At 66.8% G+C, this 17,687-nt stretch carries 12 protein-coding genes; 5 read left to right on the top strand and 7 right to left on the bottom strand.

Annotated elements, in window-relative coordinates:
• Nucleotides 1-46: 46 nt before the first annotated feature.
• A complete protein-coding gene (locus PKE80_RS03965; RefSeq protein ID WP_271181380.1) occupies nucleotides 47-1,195 on the bottom strand; it encodes a cell wall hydrolase in 1,149 nt (382 codons plus the stop codon).
• 236 nt (nucleotides 1,196-1,431) lie between these two features.
• Between PKE80_RS03965 and PKE80_RS03960 the strand changes: the two genes are divergently transcribed.
• Nucleotides 1,432-2,760 carry a glycosyltransferase gene (locus PKE80_RS03960; protein WP_271181379.1) on the top strand — a complete coding sequence of 443 codons (1,329 nt, stop codon included), beginning with the start codon at nucleotides 1,432-1,434 and terminating at the stop codon, nucleotides 2,758-2,760.
• 71 nt (nucleotides 2,761-2,831) lie between these two features.
• On the opposite strand, the gene PKE80_RS03955 is transcribed toward PKE80_RS03960, so the two are convergent.
• From PKE80_RS03955 to PKE80_RS03935, 5 genes are read right to left on the bottom strand one after another with little or no spacing between them, the layout of a single operon-like run.
• Nucleotides 2,832-3,797, bottom strand: a complete 966-nt coding sequence (locus tag PKE80_RS03955; protein WP_271181378.1) for a phytanoyl-CoA dioxygenase family protein — start codon at nucleotides 3,795-3,797, stop codon at nucleotides 2,832-2,834.
• A gap of 22 nt (nucleotides 3,798-3,819) precedes the next feature.
• Nucleotides 3,820-4,590, bottom strand: coding sequence for a P-loop NTPase family protein (locus PKE80_RS03950; protein ID WP_271181377.1), 771 nt, complete (start codon nucleotides 4,588-4,590; stop codon nucleotides 3,820-3,822).
• Nucleotides 4,591-4,617: 27 nt separating this feature from the next.
• Complete coding sequence (locus tag PKE80_RS03945; RefSeq protein WP_271181376.1) at nucleotides 4,618-6,144, bottom strand: GumC family protein; 1,527 nt, start codon at nucleotides 6,142-6,144, stop codon at nucleotides 4,618-4,620.
• Nucleotides 6,141-7,295 carry a putative outer membrane beta-barrel protein gene (locus PKE80_RS03940; RefSeq protein WP_271181375.1) on the bottom strand — a complete coding sequence of 385 codons (1,155 nt, stop codon included), beginning with the start codon at nucleotides 7,293-7,295 and terminating at the stop codon, nucleotides 6,141-6,143. Before PKE80_RS03940 ends, PKE80_RS03945 begins: the two co-directional genes overlap by 4 nt.
• Nucleotides 7,292-7,924, bottom strand: coding sequence for a polysaccharide biosynthesis/export family protein (locus PKE80_RS03935; protein ID WP_271181374.1), 633 nt, complete (start codon nucleotides 7,922-7,924; stop codon nucleotides 7,292-7,294). Before PKE80_RS03935 ends, PKE80_RS03940 begins: the two co-directional genes overlap by 4 nt.
• Nucleotides 7,925-8,206: 282 nt before the next feature.
• Between PKE80_RS03935 and PKE80_RS03930 the strand changes: the two genes are divergently transcribed.
• The gene (locus PKE80_RS03930; RefSeq protein WP_271181373.1) at nucleotides 8,207-9,154 is read left to right on the top strand and encodes a WecB/TagA/CpsF family glycosyltransferase; all 948 of its coding nucleotides are present in this window, start codon (nucleotides 8,207-8,209) and stop codon (nucleotides 9,152-9,154) included.
• Nucleotides 9,155-9,303: 149 nt separating this feature from the next.
• Here PKE80_RS03930 and PKE80_RS03925 read toward each other — a convergent pair whose 3' ends face one another.
• On the bottom strand, nucleotides 9,304-10,620 hold the full coding sequence (locus tag PKE80_RS03925) for a glycosyltransferase (protein ID WP_271181372.1): 1,317 nt from the start codon (nucleotides 10,618-10,620) through the stop codon (nucleotides 9,304-9,306).
• Between the two features lie 170 nt (nucleotides 10,621-10,790).
• Between PKE80_RS03925 and PKE80_RS03920 the strand changes: the two genes are divergently transcribed.
• From PKE80_RS03920 to PKE80_RS03910, 3 genes are all read left to right on the top strand, one after another.
• Nucleotides 10,791-11,975, top strand: coding sequence for a glycosyltransferase family 2 protein (locus tag PKE80_RS03920; RefSeq protein ID WP_271181371.1), 1,185 nt, complete (start codon nucleotides 10,791-10,793; stop codon nucleotides 11,973-11,975).
• Complete coding sequence (locus PKE80_RS03915) at nucleotides 11,972-12,898, top strand: glycosyltransferase family 2 protein (protein WP_271181370.1); 927 nt, start codon at nucleotides 11,972-11,974, stop codon at nucleotides 12,896-12,898. The genes PKE80_RS03920 and PKE80_RS03915 overlap by 4 nt, the downstream gene beginning before the upstream one ends.
• 132 nt (nucleotides 12,899-13,030) lie before the next feature.
• Nucleotides 13,031-17,686, top strand: a complete 4,656-nt coding sequence (locus tag PKE80_RS03910) for a MupA/Atu3671 family FMN-dependent luciferase-like monooxygenase (protein ID WP_271181369.1) — start codon at nucleotides 13,031-13,033, stop codon at nucleotides 17,684-17,686.
• The last annotated feature ends 1 nt before the right edge of the window (nucleotide 17,687 follow it).

Below are 17,687 nucleotides of genomic sequence, written 5' to 3'. Positions count from 1 at the left end.
CGGCAAAGGGCGGTAGAATTTTTCGGAACGGGGCATGCCCGGAATGTCAGATGCAATGTCCCTGCCCTTCGGACGCGAAGCGGGTGCAGTCCCAACGCAAGTTCTCCGGCGCGGCGGCGGTGCTGCGGCGCTCGAAGATGAAGGAAATGGCGTCGATCGAACTGCCGGGCATCGGCAGGGCGCGGGGCGTGCGGGAGGCGTCGGTCCAGCCGATGAAGCGGCACCGGCTCACTCCGGCGCAGCGCTGTTCGGCAAGGGCGCGGAAGCTGGCGGGCGTGCCGCCTGCGGGCAGGGTCACGAGGAAGATGTTCGGCGGCGGTGCGACAGCGACATTGCTGATCTCCGTCCTCGGTGCGGCTGGCGCCGCCGCCGCGGCGGCAGGCTGTCCGGACGGAATGATCGGCAGGAACTGCAACTGCGGCGCTTCTGCGCTTTCGCTCGTGCCTGCGGTTAATCCGCGATGCGCTTCCGAGATACGTGAAAGCATCGGAATGTCCGGCTCGCTGCCGGTGTGGCGCATCTCGAACACCTGGGTGCCGCGCCAGCGGTAGAACAGGTGGGTGCGCACGACCGCTACCTTGTCCATCGAGCGGTCCCAGGCCGGGCTGACCCAGTCGGTGTGGTAATGCGTGGCAAGGCCGACGGTCGGATCGACCTGTCCGAGCAGCATTTCGGTGGCGACGCGGCGGGCCGCCTGCCATGCTTCCGCCGACGGCGTGCGGCGCAGCATCGAGCCGTCGCAGGTGAAGGTGAACTGGCAGCCGGTGCGCCGCTCCGAACCCTGGAACACCACGCCGCAGACGCTGGCCGGGAATGCGCGGTGGCGCACCCGGTTGAGCACGACTTGCGCGACCGCGCGCTGGTCGGCGATGCCCAGACCCGCCTCGTAATAGTCCGCAGCGGCGAGGCAGTCGGTGGCCCGTGCCAGGTCCGGCGGCGCGGCGCGCAGGTAGAAGGGCTGGGCTGCGACGAGGACGCCCCTCGCCAGCGGCACGCCGGCGTTGAATGCGCGGGCCAGCTGCGACTGCGGATCGGCAGGGGGCAGCAGTACATCCTCCGGCGCGTCGAAAGCCCCACGCACGATCGGCGGCGCGGTGAATTTGGGCAACGGGCTGGCGACGGGGCGCTGGGCTGGAACGGTCGCGATCGCGACGAGGGCCAGACATGCGCCGAGCCCTGTTCTGACCCGGCGCATGACCGTCCTCCCATGCCCCGCTGGCGGCTGCTCGCGTTTCCGATGCTTGCCCGGCAATCTGGAACGAAGGGCGGCAAATGCCGACAAGACGGGTCTCCCGCAGTGACAGCGATTCATCCCACGGCGCGCGTTCAAGCGGCATCCGGGGGATCATGCTCCCGGGGATCCCTCCGTCGATTTCCCAAGCAAAACCCGGAATGCCGCGCGCCTGCCTCAGCGCGCATAATGCGGCGATTATGGAGATCACCGGAACCGCCGCCGAACCGCTCGCCTTCAGGCATGAATCGGGGACCGCGTGGTCCGGCATTGTACGCCAGGCCAGACCCGTCCGGTCGCGGGGCGCGATCGCCTATCTCAGCAACGTCTACCCCAAGATCAGCCACAGCTTCATCCAGACCGAGATCGCGGCACTGGAGCGGCAGGGGTTCGAAATCCACCGCTTCACCGTGCGTCGGGCGGGTGAAACTCCTGCCGATACGGCCGAGCGCGCGGAGGCGGGCCGCACCACGGCGCTGCTGGAAGATCGTGGCGCTCTTGCGTCTGCGACGCTGGCTTGTCTGGCGCGGCAGCCGCTTGCCGCGCTGCGCGCGCTGCAGCTGGCGTGGCGGACGGGCGGGAGGGGCAACCGTATCCGGGCGTTGGCCTACTTCGCCGAGGCCGCGCTGCTGGCGCGGCGGCTGGAAGCAGCGGGGGTCTCGCACCTCCATGCCCATTTCGGCACGAACCCGGCGATGGTGGCACGTCTCGTGGCGCGGTTGGCGCCGGTTACCTACAGTTTCACCGCGCACGGACCGGATGAATTCGACGCACCGCGCGCCCTCGATCTGCCCGGCAAGATCGCCGAGGCGGCCTTTGTGGTCGGCGTCTCCAGCTTCGGACGCGGGCAGTTGATGCGCTGGTCGCATCCTGACCACTGGTCACGTATCCACGTCGTCCACTGTGCCCCGGACCCGGCGTTCTTCGCAGGGCTCTCGCAGGGTGGAGCCATGGTCGAGGATGAACGGGAGGGCGGGCCGGACGGAGAGGATACGCGCTTCGTCTGCGTCGCCCGTCTCAGCGCCCAGAAGGGGCTGCCGCTGCTGCTGGAAGCCTTCGCCCGCGTCGCCGTGCGGCGCCCGATCCGGCTCGACCTTATCGGCGGGGGAGAAGACGAGGCGATCATCGCGGCCCAGATCGCGCGGCTGGGAATGCGCGAGGTCGTCACTCTGCATGGCTGGGCGAGCCCGCAAACGATCCGCGGTGCGCTGCGTAGGGCGCGGGCGCTGGTGCTGCCCAGCTTCGCCGAGGGGCTTCCTGTCGTGCTGATGGAGGCCATGGCGCTGCGCCGCCCGGTGATCGCCACGGCCATTGCCGGGATACCGGAACTGGTCGACGGGGATGTCGGCTGGCTGGTGCCCTCCGGCTCGGTGGATGCTATCGAGGGTGCGCTCGACGCTGCGCTCGATGCCTGGCCGGAGGAACTGGAGGCAATGGGAGAGCGTGCCCGAGCCCGCGTTCTCGACCGGCATGATCCCGAGCGTTGTGCGGGCCGGATGGTCGATCTGTTGGTACCGCTGGTGCGCTGAGGTCGTTTGCAGATACGCCGCAGGGCGAATGTCCCCGGACGGCATCTCGGTCGTCCGGGGAGGGTGGCGGATCAGACGCTCGCGGGCGGGATCATTCGCATCACCGGGGAGAGCCGGCGGCGCCACAGGGCGGCGCGGCGCTGGCGGTCGGGCAGGCCCTCGATCATCTGCAGTGCCTCGGAGCGGTCTATGCCGCTGCGCTCGCACAGGAAGGGGTGGCGAGGCGGGTTCGCGAAGTAGCTGTAGAACAGGGCTGCCCGGTCACGCCCGGTGGCGGGTTTGCCGCGATGGAAGAAGCGTGCGGTGTCGCAGAAGACCACGGTGCCCTTGAGCCCGGTGCAACTCACCACGTCGTCGGCATAGTCCGGTCCGAGCCGTGCCTTGAGCAGCGGGTCTTCGCCGAATTCGTAGTGGTAACCGTCTATATCGCTGCGCACCGTGTCCTGCCGGGCGATGCACTGGAACGGGCCGCCTTCCTCATCGACGTCATGGAGGTAGATCGCGACCTTGAGCATGCGCCGGTCTTCGCGGTCGCGATGCCACTTGCGGGTGGCGATTTCCAGCCCGTCGGCCACGGTGTAGTTAATCGCCACCCCGTCGTATGCCACGGGTAGACCGATGTAGCTCTCTACGATGTCGAGCAGGCGCTCATGAAGGCCCAACCGGTAGATGTCCGGGTTGCGGACGATCTGGAGGGGGGGGACTATGATGAATTGTCTCCCGTCCCGGGCCAGTGCCCGAGCCTCGGGGGCGAAGTGGCTCGACAGTTGCCATGCCGCGTCGACCACTTCGGCGGCGCCGTGGATACGCAGGGCATCGAGCGTGGTGACGCATACGCCCTTGCGGTTGAGCTGTGCGACTACGTCGTTGCCGATTGCGTCGAGGTCCGGCAGCCTGTGGGCATGCCGGGTCACGGCGGCGCGGTGCCGCTTGCCGAGCCACAGCCGCACCCGCCTTTCGTTGAGTACCGCGAGCGCCGCCTGCGAGGGCAGATCGCGCAGCCATCTGGCGCGCCCTTTCAGCTTCAGGATCGTCATAGCATCCTCCGGTATGTGTGGGTCAGGCCTGTCTGGCTCCACTTTTGTAGTACCCGTAATCCACCCGGCGTGCGGTCGGCGAGATGGACCGGTTGAGCACGGTGCCGACGATGGGCGTCGGACTGACGGTTCGGGCGACGTCCTGAAGCGCTGCCCGCGCGGTCCTGCCCTCTTCCGCGACGATCAGGATACCGTCGACGTTGCGCGCGATCAGCGCTAGGTCGTCGCTGAGGATCGCGGGCGGGGTATCGACGAGGCAGATCGTGCCGTCCTCGATCGAATGCCGGTTGTGCAACGCCAGTGCCAGCGCATTGGAGGCGAGGAGCGCTTCGGCGTCGGCACGCGCGCGGCGCACCCGATGGACGGTGAGGTCCAGTCCCTCGATGCGCGCCTGCGTGGCGCTCCAGGGGCACTCCCCGGCAAGATAGTCCTCGACCCCGGCATAGTCGTCCGGCAAGCCCAGCCGGTTGCCCATCGCGGGACGGCGCAAGTCCAGTTCGACCAGGACGGTTGGGTGAATCCTGGCCATTGCCATGGCGAGATTGGCGGTGATGTGGGTCTTGCCGTTGCCGGGCTCGGCCGAGGTTACCGCGAAGACGCGGGAACCGGTGGCGCGGGCATGGTCGAGCAACGCCGAGCGGATCATCGTGAACTGCCGCAGTTCGTTACTGGGCGGTGCAAGCCCGACTATGTGATTCTCTGAAAGGTGCCCGGCATCGGGTGCGAAGGTGATGCCGGCGACGGCGGGGACTTCGATGCCGCCCTGCGGAATGAATGGCACTTCAGCGTTCATGGGCCTGCTCCGGGTTCTGTCTGGCGACTATGCTGGCGAATGGGCTGGCGAGTAGCTCGGCGCACTGCGCGCCCGGCCCGGCAGCCAGCGTGCGAGCCTGTCGAGGAAGTTGGGATCTCGGCTTGTCGGTATGGCACCGAACAAGGGCGCACGAACCGCATGGCGCAGGCTTTCGGTGCCGTGGATCGTACCGGTCAGTATCTCGCGCGCGATGATGAGCGCCAGGCCGAGGCCGAAGCCGGCAGCGAGGCCCATCAACATGACCATCCATGCGTTTCGGCCCAGCGGGTGCAGCGGCAGGTTGGGCGGGTCGACGACGGTGAAGCGTTCGCCCTTGTCCTCCGATTGGAGATTGGCGGCGACTTGCGCGTCGAGCTGCTTTTCCCGCAGGGAATCGTACTGACGCTTGATGTTGTCGTATTCGCGTTCGATCGTACTGAGTTCGTAGGCCGACTGCGGCGCCTGGGCGACGCGGTGATCGATATCGGACATCGTCCGCACGAGTTCGGCGCGACGGGAGGCAAGGGTGGAGATGCGTTCGCGGCCTGCGGCGATCTCGGCCTCGATCAGCGTCTCACCGCGACCCGGTTCCTGCGCGATCAGGCTTCGCTGACGCTGCACTTCCGCGCGGGCGGCGACGACGTCGGGGAAGCGTTCCGAATGCGTGGAAAGCAGTGCGGACAGGCGCTCTTCCGCGCGCTGGAGCCCTTCGACGCCGGGTGGGGTCCGTTCCAGTTCCTGCTGACGCGCGGCGAGCAGGCTGGACTGCTGGATCAGCCCCTGAGTCTCGGCGTCGGTGCGAGAAATCTCGGCGCGCATCGCCGAGCTGGACTGCGAACTCAGCGCGACATCGGTGGGCAGCGAGCCGGCATAACGGGCCTCTACGCTGCGGCGCTTCTCGGCAAGGTCGCGCAGCTGGCGACGCAACTCGTCGGAGCGCTTGGCGAGGAAGGCAGCGGTGCCGGTGGCCTGTTCGGTGCGGAAGCGCTTGTCTTCGACGAGGAACATCTGGGTCAACTGCTCGGTCACCGCCTGCGCGCCGCGAGGATCGCGATAGTCGAACGAGAGGTTGAAGGCGATCGTGCCGCCGCGACCCCGCGTCGGATCCGCAGCGACGAGGTTCACGCCGACTTTCGTACGCATGATTTCGAGCAACCTGGGATAGTCCATCACCGCCCGCTCCCGCTGATAGAGCCGGTTCTGCTCGATCAGCCTGGTCAGGCTTTCGCGGCTGACGACCTGCTGGCGAATCTTGGCGATCCGCTCGTCCGCCACGTCCGTCAGCGGCGAGGAAATCAGGCTGGGCGGGATTCGCGGGGAATCGATCAGTAGCGTCGTGGAGGAACGGTAGACCGGCTCGTGCGTGGCGACCGAGGCTGCGGCAGCAACGCCGCCAAGCAGGGTCGGCGCGATCAGCCAGCGCCAGCGGCGGCGCAGCATCGCAAGGATCTCGACCGGATAGATGCCGAGGGGATCGGCATTGGCAGGGTCTGATCCGGGCGCCGCAGTGGGCGAAGACGAGGGCGTCATGGGTGTCTGGCTGTTATTGTTCATCGGCTGGGTATCCGGAAAGTGACGCCGGCCCGGATGGTCCAGGAACTCTGCGTCTGGCTGGACAGGCCGGTGCGGCGGTCATAGTCCGCACCGACATGAAGGCGGAATCGGTCGTCGAGGCGATGCTCGTAAGTCGTGGAGAGGCTGACGATCTTCGCGTCCGATCCGAATGTGGGACTGGGAACGGAGCGATACTCGCCAAGGGCGCTCAAGGTGCCGCGTTCGCTTGTCTGGAAATCGAAAGTGGCGGTCAGCACTTTTTCGCGCTGGATGCCGCCGAAGCCGGTGACCGCCGGCCTGATCTGCCCCGCAAGACACACCCGCAAGCGTCGTGGATCGTAGCATAGCGATACCGAAGTCGCGAGTTGGAGCGGGGTCCGGTCGGTCGGCGCACCAGGCCCGCTTCGGGAAGTCCGGGACGCCCCCGCTTCAGCCTGTACGGACAAATGAGGAGCGACGCGCGTTCCAGCCTTGAGCACGAACAGAGCCGCATCCGAGCGTGATCCGTCGGATGCCTTGCTGAAGGTTGCCGAGCCTCCGAGGCCGATCCATGAAAAGGGCGACAACCGGCGTTCTGCGCCGAGATCGAAGTTGGCCGCATCGGTACGGCGCAGCAGTTGCGAGCCGCGCGGCGACAACCGGCTCCAGGCCCCCTCTCCGCTGATCGTCAGGTATTGGTCGGGGCGCCAGCGCAGGCTCTGCTTGAGTTCGTAGCGATCCTGGAGGCTTACCGGATCGATTGCGGCATCGATCGTGCCATTGGTGCCTTCGAGTGGCAGGAGGCGTTCGAAAGAGGCTTCGGTGCGAGCCGATAGGCGCTCGCTGCCACGGTGATCCAGCGCGAGCTTGCCATAACCCGTGACGAAATCGCCATAGCGCCGACTGTAGCGGCGGTATGCGATTCTGCCCTCGAGGTCGAGCGTGGTCCCGGCATCGACGCCGAGGGTCGCACCTGCCTGTGCGGAGACTTCCCCGCCCGAATTCATCTTGCGGTCGTCCGTGAGGAGGAACAGGTTGCGCCCCGTGAACCCCGTCATGTCGAACTCGATGTAGGGCGGCTGCTCCTGTGCGGCCGCATTGGCGGGAACAAGCCCCAGCGTCGGCGGGGCGACTGCCAGGAGGAGCAGGGTGCCACGATGTGCCGCCGTCACGGGATCAGCAGGACGTCGCCGCTCTGAAGCGTCGGCAGTGCCGTGCCAAGGGCACCGGAATTGAGCGAGCGGGCGCCTTTCAAAAGCTTGCTCAGCTTGATGCGCTCCACCACCTGACCGGCGCGGGTCTGGCGCAGGATCACCGCGCCTCCGGTGTCGGCGAAGTCGGCGGTGCCACCGGCCATGCTGAGTGCCTGAAGGATATTGGGCGCCGAGCGACTGGTATAGCTTCCAGGCGTCCGCACTTTGCCGAGTACGTAGAAACGCGTGCCGTCGGTCTCGCGCACGGTCACGGTCACGTCCGGCGGGCCGGCCGTGTAGTTGAGCGCGATGCGGCCGCGAATCTCGTCGGCGATGTCGGTGACGTTGCGCCCGTCGGCGCGGATCGTACCCGCCAACGGAAAGGCGAAAGTGCCGTCTGGCTGGACGAGAACCTGGCGCTGCATGCGCTCCTCTCCCCAGACGAAGACGTCGAGCTGGTCGCCCGCCCTCACCGTGTAACGCGAGGCCGAGGCGGCATCGGGCATGCTGGCGGCCGATTGCGCACCGGACACGACGGGCGCGATGGCCTGGGTGCCGGGAGTGGCGGCCCTGACCTGTGCCGAGACGGGATGGACCGCAAGGCCCATGGCGAGGAAGGAAACGGCCGCCGCAACGGTCCGGGTTGATCGGTGCGCAGCGCGCGACCGATAAGCGTCGTTCGATTGAAGCATGTCTACCCCCACAGTCGGCATGGAATGTCGATCTGCGGAAAAGGCTAACCTCGTGCGGTACTTGCCGAAAATTCTCCCATTGGAGGGCGTGCTTATCCGTGGGGAGAAACACGCATCGGCTCGTTTTGAACAGCCCTCCGGGATTTATGGAGAGGTTTTTCAGAACGAGGAATACGCCTCCCAGTTCGTCGGGCGCAGTTGCTGGAGAAGACCCCGGAACGGCGTGGCGGCATAATCGCGCACGGGGAGGTACGCTTTATGTCGCTTGAACACCTGAACCTTATCGGCCGCGAGATTTCGGCACCCGTGCTGGATCTGCCGCTGGATCTGCCGCTGCCGGTCATCGCCGACCTGAATGCCGGGCATCAGGCCGGCCATCGGGACGATGTCGAGTTCCTCGACCTCGATTTTACGCCGATCGACTTGCCGACAGCGATGAATGCAGTGTGCAAGCGGCCTCCCTCGGCGCCATTTACGTATATCGTCACGCCCAACGTCGACCATGTCGTGCGGTTGCTGCGGCGGCGCTCCGACTTGTGGCCGGCCTATCGTGATGCCTGGATGACCTTGTGCGACAGCCGTATCCTTGCGCGCCTGGCACGCGGCGACGGGCGCGAGTTGCCGGTGGTGACGGGCAGCGACCTGACGCTGCGCCTGTTCGAGGAGGGCATTGCCGCCGACGATGCCGTCGCGATCCTGGGCGGCAGCGACGCTACAGTGGCGCGCATCAGCGAACTCTACGGGCTGCGCAACGTGCGTCACTACAATCCGCCGATGGGCTTCATCAAGGATCCGCGCGAAGTGGCGCGAGCAGTACGCTTTCTTGTCGAGGCCAAGGCGCGATACTCATTCCTGGCGGTGGGTTCGCCGCAGCAGGAGATCATCGCGCGTCGCGTCGCCAAGGCGCGCGGCGGCCAGGGTATCGGCTTCTGCATCGGCGCCAGCCTCGAATTCCTCTCCGGCGAGCAGGAGCGCGCGCCGGCGGTGATCCAGCAAATGTCGATGGAGTGGGCCTTCCGGCTGTGCTCCAACCCCCAGCGGTTGTGGCGGCGCTATCTGATCGAGGGGCCGCAGATTTTCCGGATCCACCAGATGTGGCGTAGCAATAGGGCGCCGGCTCCGTTGCGAGCGCCGCTGCACGCATAACGAGCGGGGCAACCGTCCGCAGCCCGCCGATCGACCCTGGAGCAGTTTGCGCCTCGACGGCACGACTGCTCCAGTTTTCTTTGGTTTAAAACGTTTTCCGGGTCATCGGTGGTTCCACCTGATCGGACGTGCTCTGGTACGACAGGCGCTTATGGGATCAGCGCGCGCAGATGCGCCATCCTGCCTGCGAATTCCTGGCCGAAATCATGCCGGCGGGCGAAGGCGAGGCCGGATCGTGCGCTTTCGGCGATGGCGGGGCGATCAAGGTTCCACCGCCCGATCGCCTCTGCAAGCTGCTTCGTCGAGCCCAGCGGCACTGCGAGGCCGCCGCCCGATTCCCTGCTCAAACGGCACCACATGCGATTGCTGTAGCCAGCTATGGCAAGACCGCAGCCCATCGCTTCAAGGTAAGTGCATGAGGGGTCGGACTGTCGGTGGCAAGACAGGAATACATCGGCCTGAGTCCGGCTGAGCGGCACCAGCTTCGTCTTGAAATCGACGGGCGCATGCAGGCGGACCGCACCGTCGAATTCGCCGAGCCCATCGCGAATTTCCTGTTCGAGACTTCCCGCGCCGTAGATGTCCAGGGTCGCTGGTACGCCCATTGCCGCCAAGGCGCGCATCACGGGAAGCAGGTCCTGGCTACCCTTCATCGGCTCCAGGCGTCCCGAATGGATCAGTCGCAAAGGATATCCTGCCAGCAGCCGTTCATTGCGCACGGCCACTTCGGCCGGCGTCGCCATCATCTCCGGACCCATCCTGTTGTCGAAATAGAGATGCGCATCGTCTGCGAGCCGGGAATAGGCGCTGAAAGCCGGATACCCGTTGAACTGTGCACCGACGGCGGCCTTCAGCCGCGATCGCACCTGCCGTTCGTTGCGCAGGAGCCAGAGACTACTGCGCATCTTGCGCATTCCCGACACCTCGCGATCCAGCCAGAGGGTGCGTAACCGGGTCTCCAGCGTATATTCCACCCCCACCGCGTATGGGATACCGGCTGAGGCGATGCTCTGGCAGATGGCCGGGAAGCCCGGCATGTCGGCAGATACCAGCGCGATCGAGATTCCCGTCAGTGCAGCGGGCGGTACAGGTGCGCCCTTGCCCAGCACAACCATCTCGAAGTCGAGTTCATCGGGTCTGTAGACACGGCCGAAGGGGATGGTGTCGTCGCTTTCCCAGATTATGCAGCGGATTTTCCCACCCCAGTCTGCGACATGCGCGCGCATGCCTTCGACGAACTTGGTGTCCAGGCGATACCCATCCGCAGCTACCTGGACAGGCGCCGGAGCGCTGAGCAGCAAGGTAGCCGCGGCCGCCCCCCTTTGACCTGCAGTACCGGCGGCCGTGCAGGGCGGCATCGCGGCGTTCATGGCAGGAAAGGCGGGGCGCATTCTGTCGTCCACCTTCCTGACGATGCCGACAGACTTGGCCTGCGGCGTGAACGGAGCCCGATGTACATGCAGCAACTCTCCTTGGAAATTTCGCGAGACGCTTTGCGTCCAAGTCTATTGGGCGCCGCCGCCCGGTGTCGATCATGAGAACTTCCAAGGGAGTTTCAGGTCTGCCCGGGCCTTGGCTGCCCCCTTATCCTCTTGCCGGGTGAAGCTGGCGTCGCGGGGCGCAAGAGGGGAACCGGATGGACTTGCTGGTGCTTGCCGACCGCATCGTGCTGGGCTTCGCATGGTGGATGGCCGTGGCGGCCGGATTGCCGACGGCGATGCTTGCGCTCGAATGCGTCGTCGGCGCGCGGAGGCATGTTTCCGGCGAAGCCGGTGAGGCGCCGCCTTTTGTCGTCGTCATGCCCGCCCACGACGAAGCGGCCGGAATCGACACGAGCGTGCGCGCGGCGCTGGGGTTGCTGCGCGATGGGGACGAACTGCTGGTCGTCGCGGACAACTGCACCGATGATACGGCCGCAAGGGCGCGGGCTCTGGGCGCGACGGTCATCGAAAGGTCCAATCCGCACTTGCGCGGAAAGGGCCACGCGCTGGAATACGCCCGCGCCTTCATTGCCGACCATCTGCTGCGAGCGGAGGCGGTGCTGGTACTCGACGCCGATTGCCGCGCGATGCCCGGTTCCCTGCCTGCGTTGGCTGAGGCGGCGGTCCGGCGCGATGCGGCGGTGCAGGGAATCTTCCTGCTTGCCGCCCCGGATGATGCGGGCGCGGTCGTGCGGGTGTCCAGTTTCGCCTTCCTGATCAAGAACCTCGTGCGGCTTCAGGGGCTGGGGCGCCTGTCCGGAATGGCGCTGCTGCAGGGATCGGGCATGGCCTTCCCGCGCTCCATGTATCTCGAGATGCGCTGGCCGGGCGGGTCGCTGGTCGAGGATCTGGAAATGGGGCTCGACCTCCTGCTCGCAGGCCGGCGCGTGATCGTCGAGTCCGGCGCCCGCATCCTGAGCGCTACCAGCTCGGTCGAGGGCACCGGCAGCCAGCGCCGCCGATGGGAGCACGGCATGATGCAGACCGCCTGGCGCTATGTCCCCCGGCTGCTGGCGCGCGCGGTGCGAAGGCCCGCGCTTGCGATCGTCGCGCTGGACCTCATGATACCGCCAACCGTGCTGCTCGCGCTGTGCTCGGCACCCGCGCTGGGGATCGTGCTGGCACTGGCGGGACCAACCGCGCCGTTCCTCGCCCTGCTGGCGACCCAGACCGCAGCGGCGCTCGGGCTATCTCTGGCATGGTGGCTGCATGGGCGGGATACCCTGCCGCTGTCGTCCCTGCGCCTGCTGCCGGGCTACTTCGTCTGGAAGCTGCCGCTGATCGCCCAGTTCGTGACCCGCCGCGAGCGGGAATGGACCCGTACGGAGCGGCTGCCGTGACGCCGGTGGGCTTCGTCATTATCGGTCGCAACGAAGGCGGGCGCCTCGATTTGTGCATCGACAGCGTGACGCGGACCGGCCAGCGCGCCGTCTACGTCGATTCCGGCTCCACCGACGGTAGCGTGGCGCGCGTGAAGGCGCGGGGCCTGTCGGTGGTCGAACTCGATCCCGGGCAGCCGTTCACCGCTGCGCGGGCGCGGAATGCCGGGCTTGACTGGCATCTGGACAAGGACCCGCTGCTCGAATTCGTCCATTTCATCGATGGCGATTGCGAACTGATCCCTGGTTGGCTTGACAAGGCCCGCGCCGCATTTCTGGCCGACGATCAACTCGCCGCCGTTTGCGGTCGCCGGCGGGAGAGGGCACCGGACGCCAGCCTCTACAACCGATTGTGCGAGGCCGAGTGGAACACGCCCGTGGGCCTTGCCGAAAGCGTCGGCGGCGACGCACTGTTCCGCGTCGTCGCACTGCGCCAGGTAGACGGCTACGATGAGCATCTGATCGCCGGCGAGGAGCCCGACATGTGTTACCGCATGCGACGGCGTGGCTGGCTCATCCGCCGGATAGAGGGAGACATGACCATCCATGACGCGGCGATGATGCGCCTCGGCCAGTGGTGGCAGCGCAACCGCCGTAGTGGCTACGCCACCGCCGAGGCACTGGCGATGCGCGGCGCGCAAGATCTGCAAAAGGGGCGCGAACTGCGTCGCAAGGTGCTCAGCAATCTACTCTGGTCGCTCCCGCCGATGTGGCTGCTCTGGCCCGTGTTGTGGCTGCGCATCCGTGCGCGCAAGGATGCGCTTCAGGCGACTTGGCTGATCCTTGGCAAGCTGCCGCATCTGCAGGGGCAGATTGATTACTGGCGTCGTCGAAAGTCGCGTAGCGCCGCCGTTCGTCCTGCTCGTCTGATCGAGTATAAGTAATTCGCTCCCTAAAACACCCAAGTAAGCATCCATGGTGAAAACAGGGGCGGGGTTTGGGACATAGTTTTCCAAATTCAGTCTCAATACAGTCGATGTCGACTTGGGGTAATTCATTCAGGCGTGGGGCATCGCATGACGTCTTTCCGGGACTTCGCCGGCAATGGGCAATCTCCTGATTGCCCGGTTGCAAGCAGCATTCTCGTCGGCAACGAAACGCTGCTCGCGGAGTGTGGCAGGCTGCTGATCGATCGTGGGCACCGGATCGCCGCCGTGGTGGCGGCGCCGGTTTCGCCGGCCGCCGATTGGGCTCGGCGCCTCGGCATTGCGCTGTTCGAGAAGCCGCGCGACCTTCTGGCCGCTGCCGTAGAAAGCGTCGACTACGTCTTCAGCATCTCCAACCTCAGCGTTCTGCCGGCGGAGGTACTGGCGCTCGCATCGCGGGCGGCGATCAATTTCCATGACGGCCCGCTGCCCGAACTGGCCGGCCTCAATACGCCCGTCTGGGCGCTGCTGGATGGAGCGGCGCGGCATGGCGTGACCTGGCACCTGATGACAGGCGCAGTGGACGAAGGTGCGATCCTCGCTGCGGAGCGCTTCGAAATCGCCGAAGAGGAAACCGCGCTTTCGCTCAACACCCGCTGCTTCGAGGCGGGCTTGCATTGCTTCGAGGGGCTCGTCGCAGATCTCGACGGCGCGGTCGCAGCGGCGGTTCTGCAGGACCGTGCACCCGATCGCATGGTCGGCCGCGCCGACCGCCCGAAGGCCGCCGCCACGATCGACTGGAGCCGCCCGGCTGCCGAGATCGCCCGTCTGGTCCGTGCGCTCGACTTCGGAACTTACGCCAACCCGGTCGGAGTCCCGAAGGCATTGCTCGGCGATCGGCTGTTGCTCGTGCAGCAGATCACGCCGCTGTCCAGCGTATCGGGCCGCGAGCCGGGCACGATCCTGGTGTCCGGCCCCACGCCGGTTGTCGCCACAGGCGATCTTGATGTGCGGCTCGACCGTCTCGCCATGCTCTCCGGCGAAGCGCTGGGCGGGGCGCAAGTGAGCGAACTGCTGATCGGTGCGGCGGGCTTCACGGTGCTCGACGATGCCCGGCGCGATCAGCTCGATTGCCTCGATGCGGCCGCCGGGCGCTATGAGGCGTGGTGGCGTCGTCGCTTGCAGCAGCGCGAGAGCTTGCAGTTGCCGCAGTTTACTCCGCGTGTTGGCGACGGTCCTGCGCAGCCCTTCATGCTGGACCGGGCAATGCCGCAGGGTCTCGATGCCGGCGGCGCTCTGGCCGCGCTGGTCGCGTGGCTGGCCCGCGCTGCCGACCGGGCGAGCGTCGAGATCGGATATTCCGACTGTGTCAGCCGTGCGCGGCTGGACGACGTGGCGGGCTGGTTCGCGCCGGAGATGCCGCTGAAGGTCGCGGTCGATTTCGATGCTCCGCTGGCCGTGCTGCGCGACGCGCTGGACCGTGAAGTCGCCGGGATGCACCGCCGCGTGGCCATCTGCGCCGATCTCGTCGCCCGCAGCCCCGAACTGCGCGGTCGCGCGGGGGGCGACCATCCCGTCAGCGTGCAGGTGGTGAAGCGGCTCGACGAGGTGCGCGCAAGCGACGCGGTGCTCGACGTGGCCGTTTGCACCTCGGAAGGCAGGCTGCGCTGGACCTGCGACGCCACCCGCCTTTCCCGCGCCGATGCGGAGGACCTCGTGCGCGGTTTCGAGGCGATGTACCTGGACCTTGCGGACGCACCGGTCGGCCGCCTGTCGCTGCTCGAACCCGAGGAACATGGGCGGATCGTCGGTGCCTGGAACGCCACCGAAGGTCCCGTTCCTGCCGGTCCGGCCTGGCACCACCACTTCGTGGAGCAGGCCGTGCGCACGCCCGACAAGCTGGCAGTGACGGCGCTCGGCATCTCACTGACTTACGCGCAGCTCGATGCGCTCTCTAACCGCGTCGCGCATGACCTTGCGGCGCGGGGCGTGGGGCCGGAAGTGCTCGTCGGCCTCCACCTGTCGCGCTCTGTCGAGATGCTCGCCTGCCTCATCGGCGTGCACAAGGCGGGGGGCGCCTACGTGCCGCTCGACCCGTCCTATCCGCGGGATCGCATCGCCCACATGGTGGCGGATTCCGGCCTTGGCCTGGTTCTGAGCGAAACTGTGCTGGCGGGCGATCTGCCGCAGACCGAGGCGCCGATCCTCCTTATCGATACCATGCGCGAGGTCTTCGCCGCGTGCCCGTCGGACCCCTTCGACGGCGGCGCGGAAGGCGCGAATCTCGCCTACATGATCTACACCTCGGGTTCGACCGGGCTGCCCAAAGGTGTCATGGTCGAGCACCGTAACCTGTTGAATTTCTATGCAGGAATGGACCGCAAGATCGAGCCGGACGGGACGTGGCTGGCCGTCACCAGCCTCAGTTTCGACATCTCCACGCTGGAGCTGATGTGGCCGTTGATGCACGGCTATCACATCGTCATCGCCAGCGAGCGCGAAGTGCGCGGCGATGTGCCGGAAGTGGCTGTCGCCGATGCGCGGCCGGTCGGTTTCAGCCTGTTCTACTTCGCCAGTTCCAGCGCGGGCAGCGCGGCCGAGCAGTACAACCTCCTTCTGGAAGGCGCCCGCTTCGCCGATGCCGAGGGCTTCGAGGCGATCTGGACGCCGGAGCGACATTTCCATGACTTTGGAGGGCCTTACCCGAATCCCGCCGTCGCCGCGGCGGCCATCGCGGCGATCACGTCGCGGGTGCAGATCCGTGCCGGGAGCGTGGTGGGGACTTTGCACCATCCGCTGCGTATCGCCGAGGAGTGGGCGCTGGTTGATAACCTGTCGGGCGGGCGTGTAGGGATTGCTTTCGCCTCCGGCTGGCAACCGGACGATTTCGTCCTGAATCCAGGGGCTTATGCCGATCGTGCGGGCGTTCTCAAGCGGTGTGTCGAGGATGTCCGGGGCCTGTGGCGGGGCGAGGCGCGGGCCTATCCGGGGCCGTTGGGGCATGACGTTTCGGTGCGCACGTACCCGCGCCCGGTCCAGCCGGAGCTGCCGGTCTGGATAACTTCCGCTGGAAATTCAGAGACTTTCCGCGAGGCAGGGCGCGTCGGCGCCAATGTGCTGACGCACCTTTTGGGGCAGTCGATCGAGGAGGTGGCGACCAAGATCGCCGCCTATCGTAGCGCCTGGCACGAGGCCGGGCATTCGGGAGAAGGGCGCATCACCTTGATGTTGCACACTTTTCTTGGAGAAAGCGAAGATGCGGTGCGTGCGGCCGTCAAGCCTGCGCTCATCGAGTACCTGCGCACCTCGACCAATCTGCTCAAGCAGTACGCCTGGTCGTTCCCGGCTTTCAAGACGCCGCAAGGTGCTGAAAGACTGGAACTTTCCGACATTTCCGAGGAAGAGACCGACGCCCTGCTCGACCATGCCTTCGAGCGCTACTTCGAGACCAGCGGCTTGTTCGGCACGCCTGAGGACAACGTCGGACTGGTCCACCGCCTGTCGGCGATCGGCGTCGACGAGATCGGCTGCCTTGTCGATTTTGGCGTGGATTCCCAGACGGTTATTGAACATTTGCCGCAAATCGCGCAGTTGCGCACACTGGCACTCAACGGCACTCAACAGGACCATAACGCCGCAGAACGCCCGCTTCACGACCTGATGGCGCGCCACGGGGTGACGCACCTGCAGTGTACGCCGTCCCTGCTTCAGGTGCTCGCGAGCGACCCGGCTGCCCGCCCGCGCCTGCAGGCGCTCCAGCACCTCATGGTCGGCGGCGAGGCGTTCCCGCCGCAGCTGGCGACCGACATGACCGGCCTCGTTTCCGGCACCGTCATGAACATGTACGGGCCGACCGAGACGACCGTGTGGTCCGCCGTCCACGCGCTCGATGAAGGGGGGGCGCCGCCGCTCGGCAGGCCGCTGCTCAACCAGCAGATCTACATCCTCGACCGGCGGCTGCAGCCGGTGCGGCAGGGCACGCCGGGCGAGCTGGTCATCGGCGGCGCCGGGGTCGTGCGCGGCTACCACGACCGGCCCGAGCTGACCGCCGAACGCTTCGTCGCCGACCCGTTCAATCCGGGCGCGCGCGTCTACCGGACCGGCGACCTCGCCCGCCAGCGCGAGGACGGGACGCTCGAATTCCTCGGCCGCCTCGACCATCAGGTGAAGATCCGCGGCTACCGCATCGAACTGGGCGAGATCGAGGCCGCGCTCACCGCGTACCCGGACGTCACCGAGGCCGTCGTCGTCGCCCGCAAGGAAGGCGTCGCCACCCGCCTCGTCGCCTACCTCGCCCCGCGCACCGATGCCCCGGCGGTCGAGGACTTGCGCGCGCATCTGCGGGAGCGGCTGCCCGACTTCATGGTCCCCGGCAACTTCGTCCTGCTCGAAGCCCTGCCGCGCACGCCCAACGGCAAGATCGACCGCAATGCCCTGCCCGAGCCGGTCAGCGTGGTCGTCGACAACATGGATGACAGCGCCGCCCCGGCGACCGGCGTGGAGGCCCAGATCCAGGCGATCTGGTGCGACGTGCTCAAGCTGCCGCAAGTGCGCCTGACGGAGAACTTCTTCGACATCGGCGGCCACTCGCTGCTCGCCATCCAGGTCCACCGCCGCTTGTCCGCCGAACTGACGCAGCCGGTCGCGCTGACCGACATCTTCCGCTTCCCGACCATCGCCGCGCTCGGCGCGCACTTGTCGGGCGGGCAGGACGATGCCGCCGCGCTCGCCGGTCAGAACCGCGCCGAAATGCGCAACCAGGCACGTAATCGTCGCGCTACCGCCCGCATCGGCGTGAGGGTCTAGA

It is taken from the genome of Novosphingobium resinovorum (genome assembly GCF_027922145.1).
GTDB classification, from domain to species: Bacteria; Pseudomonadota; Alphaproteobacteria; order Sphingomonadales; family Sphingomonadaceae; genus Novosphingobium; species Novosphingobium resinovorum.
Note: the sequence above shows the minus strand (reverse complement) of the source record. Positions and strands in the feature narration are given on the sequence as shown.

Coding starts and splice junctions, on each gene's coding strand:
- PKE80_RS03965 (WP_271181380.1), bottom strand. CDS start 1,195: ATGCGCCGGGTCAGAACAGGGCTCGGCGCATGTCTGGCCCTCGTCGCG.
- PKE80_RS03960 (WP_271181379.1), top strand. CDS start 1,432: ATGGAGATCACCGGAACCGCCGCCGAACCGCTCGCCTTCAGGCATGAA.
- PKE80_RS03955 (WP_271181378.1), bottom strand. CDS start 3,797: ATGACGATCCTGAAGCTGAAAGGGCGCGCCAGATGGCTGCGCGATCTG.
- PKE80_RS03950 (WP_271181377.1), bottom strand. CDS start 4,590: ATGAACGCTGAAGTGCCATTCATTCCGCAGGGCGGCATCGAAGTCCCC.
- PKE80_RS03945 (WP_271181376.1), bottom strand. CDS start 6,144: ATGAACAATAACAGCCAGACACCCATGACGCCCTCGTCTTCGCCCACT.
- PKE80_RS03935 (WP_271181374.1), bottom strand. CDS start 7,924: ATGGGCCTTGCGGTCCATCCCGTCTCGGCACAGGTCAGGGCCGCCACT.
- PKE80_RS03920 (WP_271181371.1), top strand. CDS start 10,791: ATGGACTTGCTGGTGCTTGCCGACCGCATCGTGCTGGGCTTCGCATGG.
- PKE80_RS03910 (WP_271181369.1), top strand. CDS start 13,031: ATGACGTCTTTCCGGGACTTCGCCGGCAATGGGCAATCTCCTGATTGC.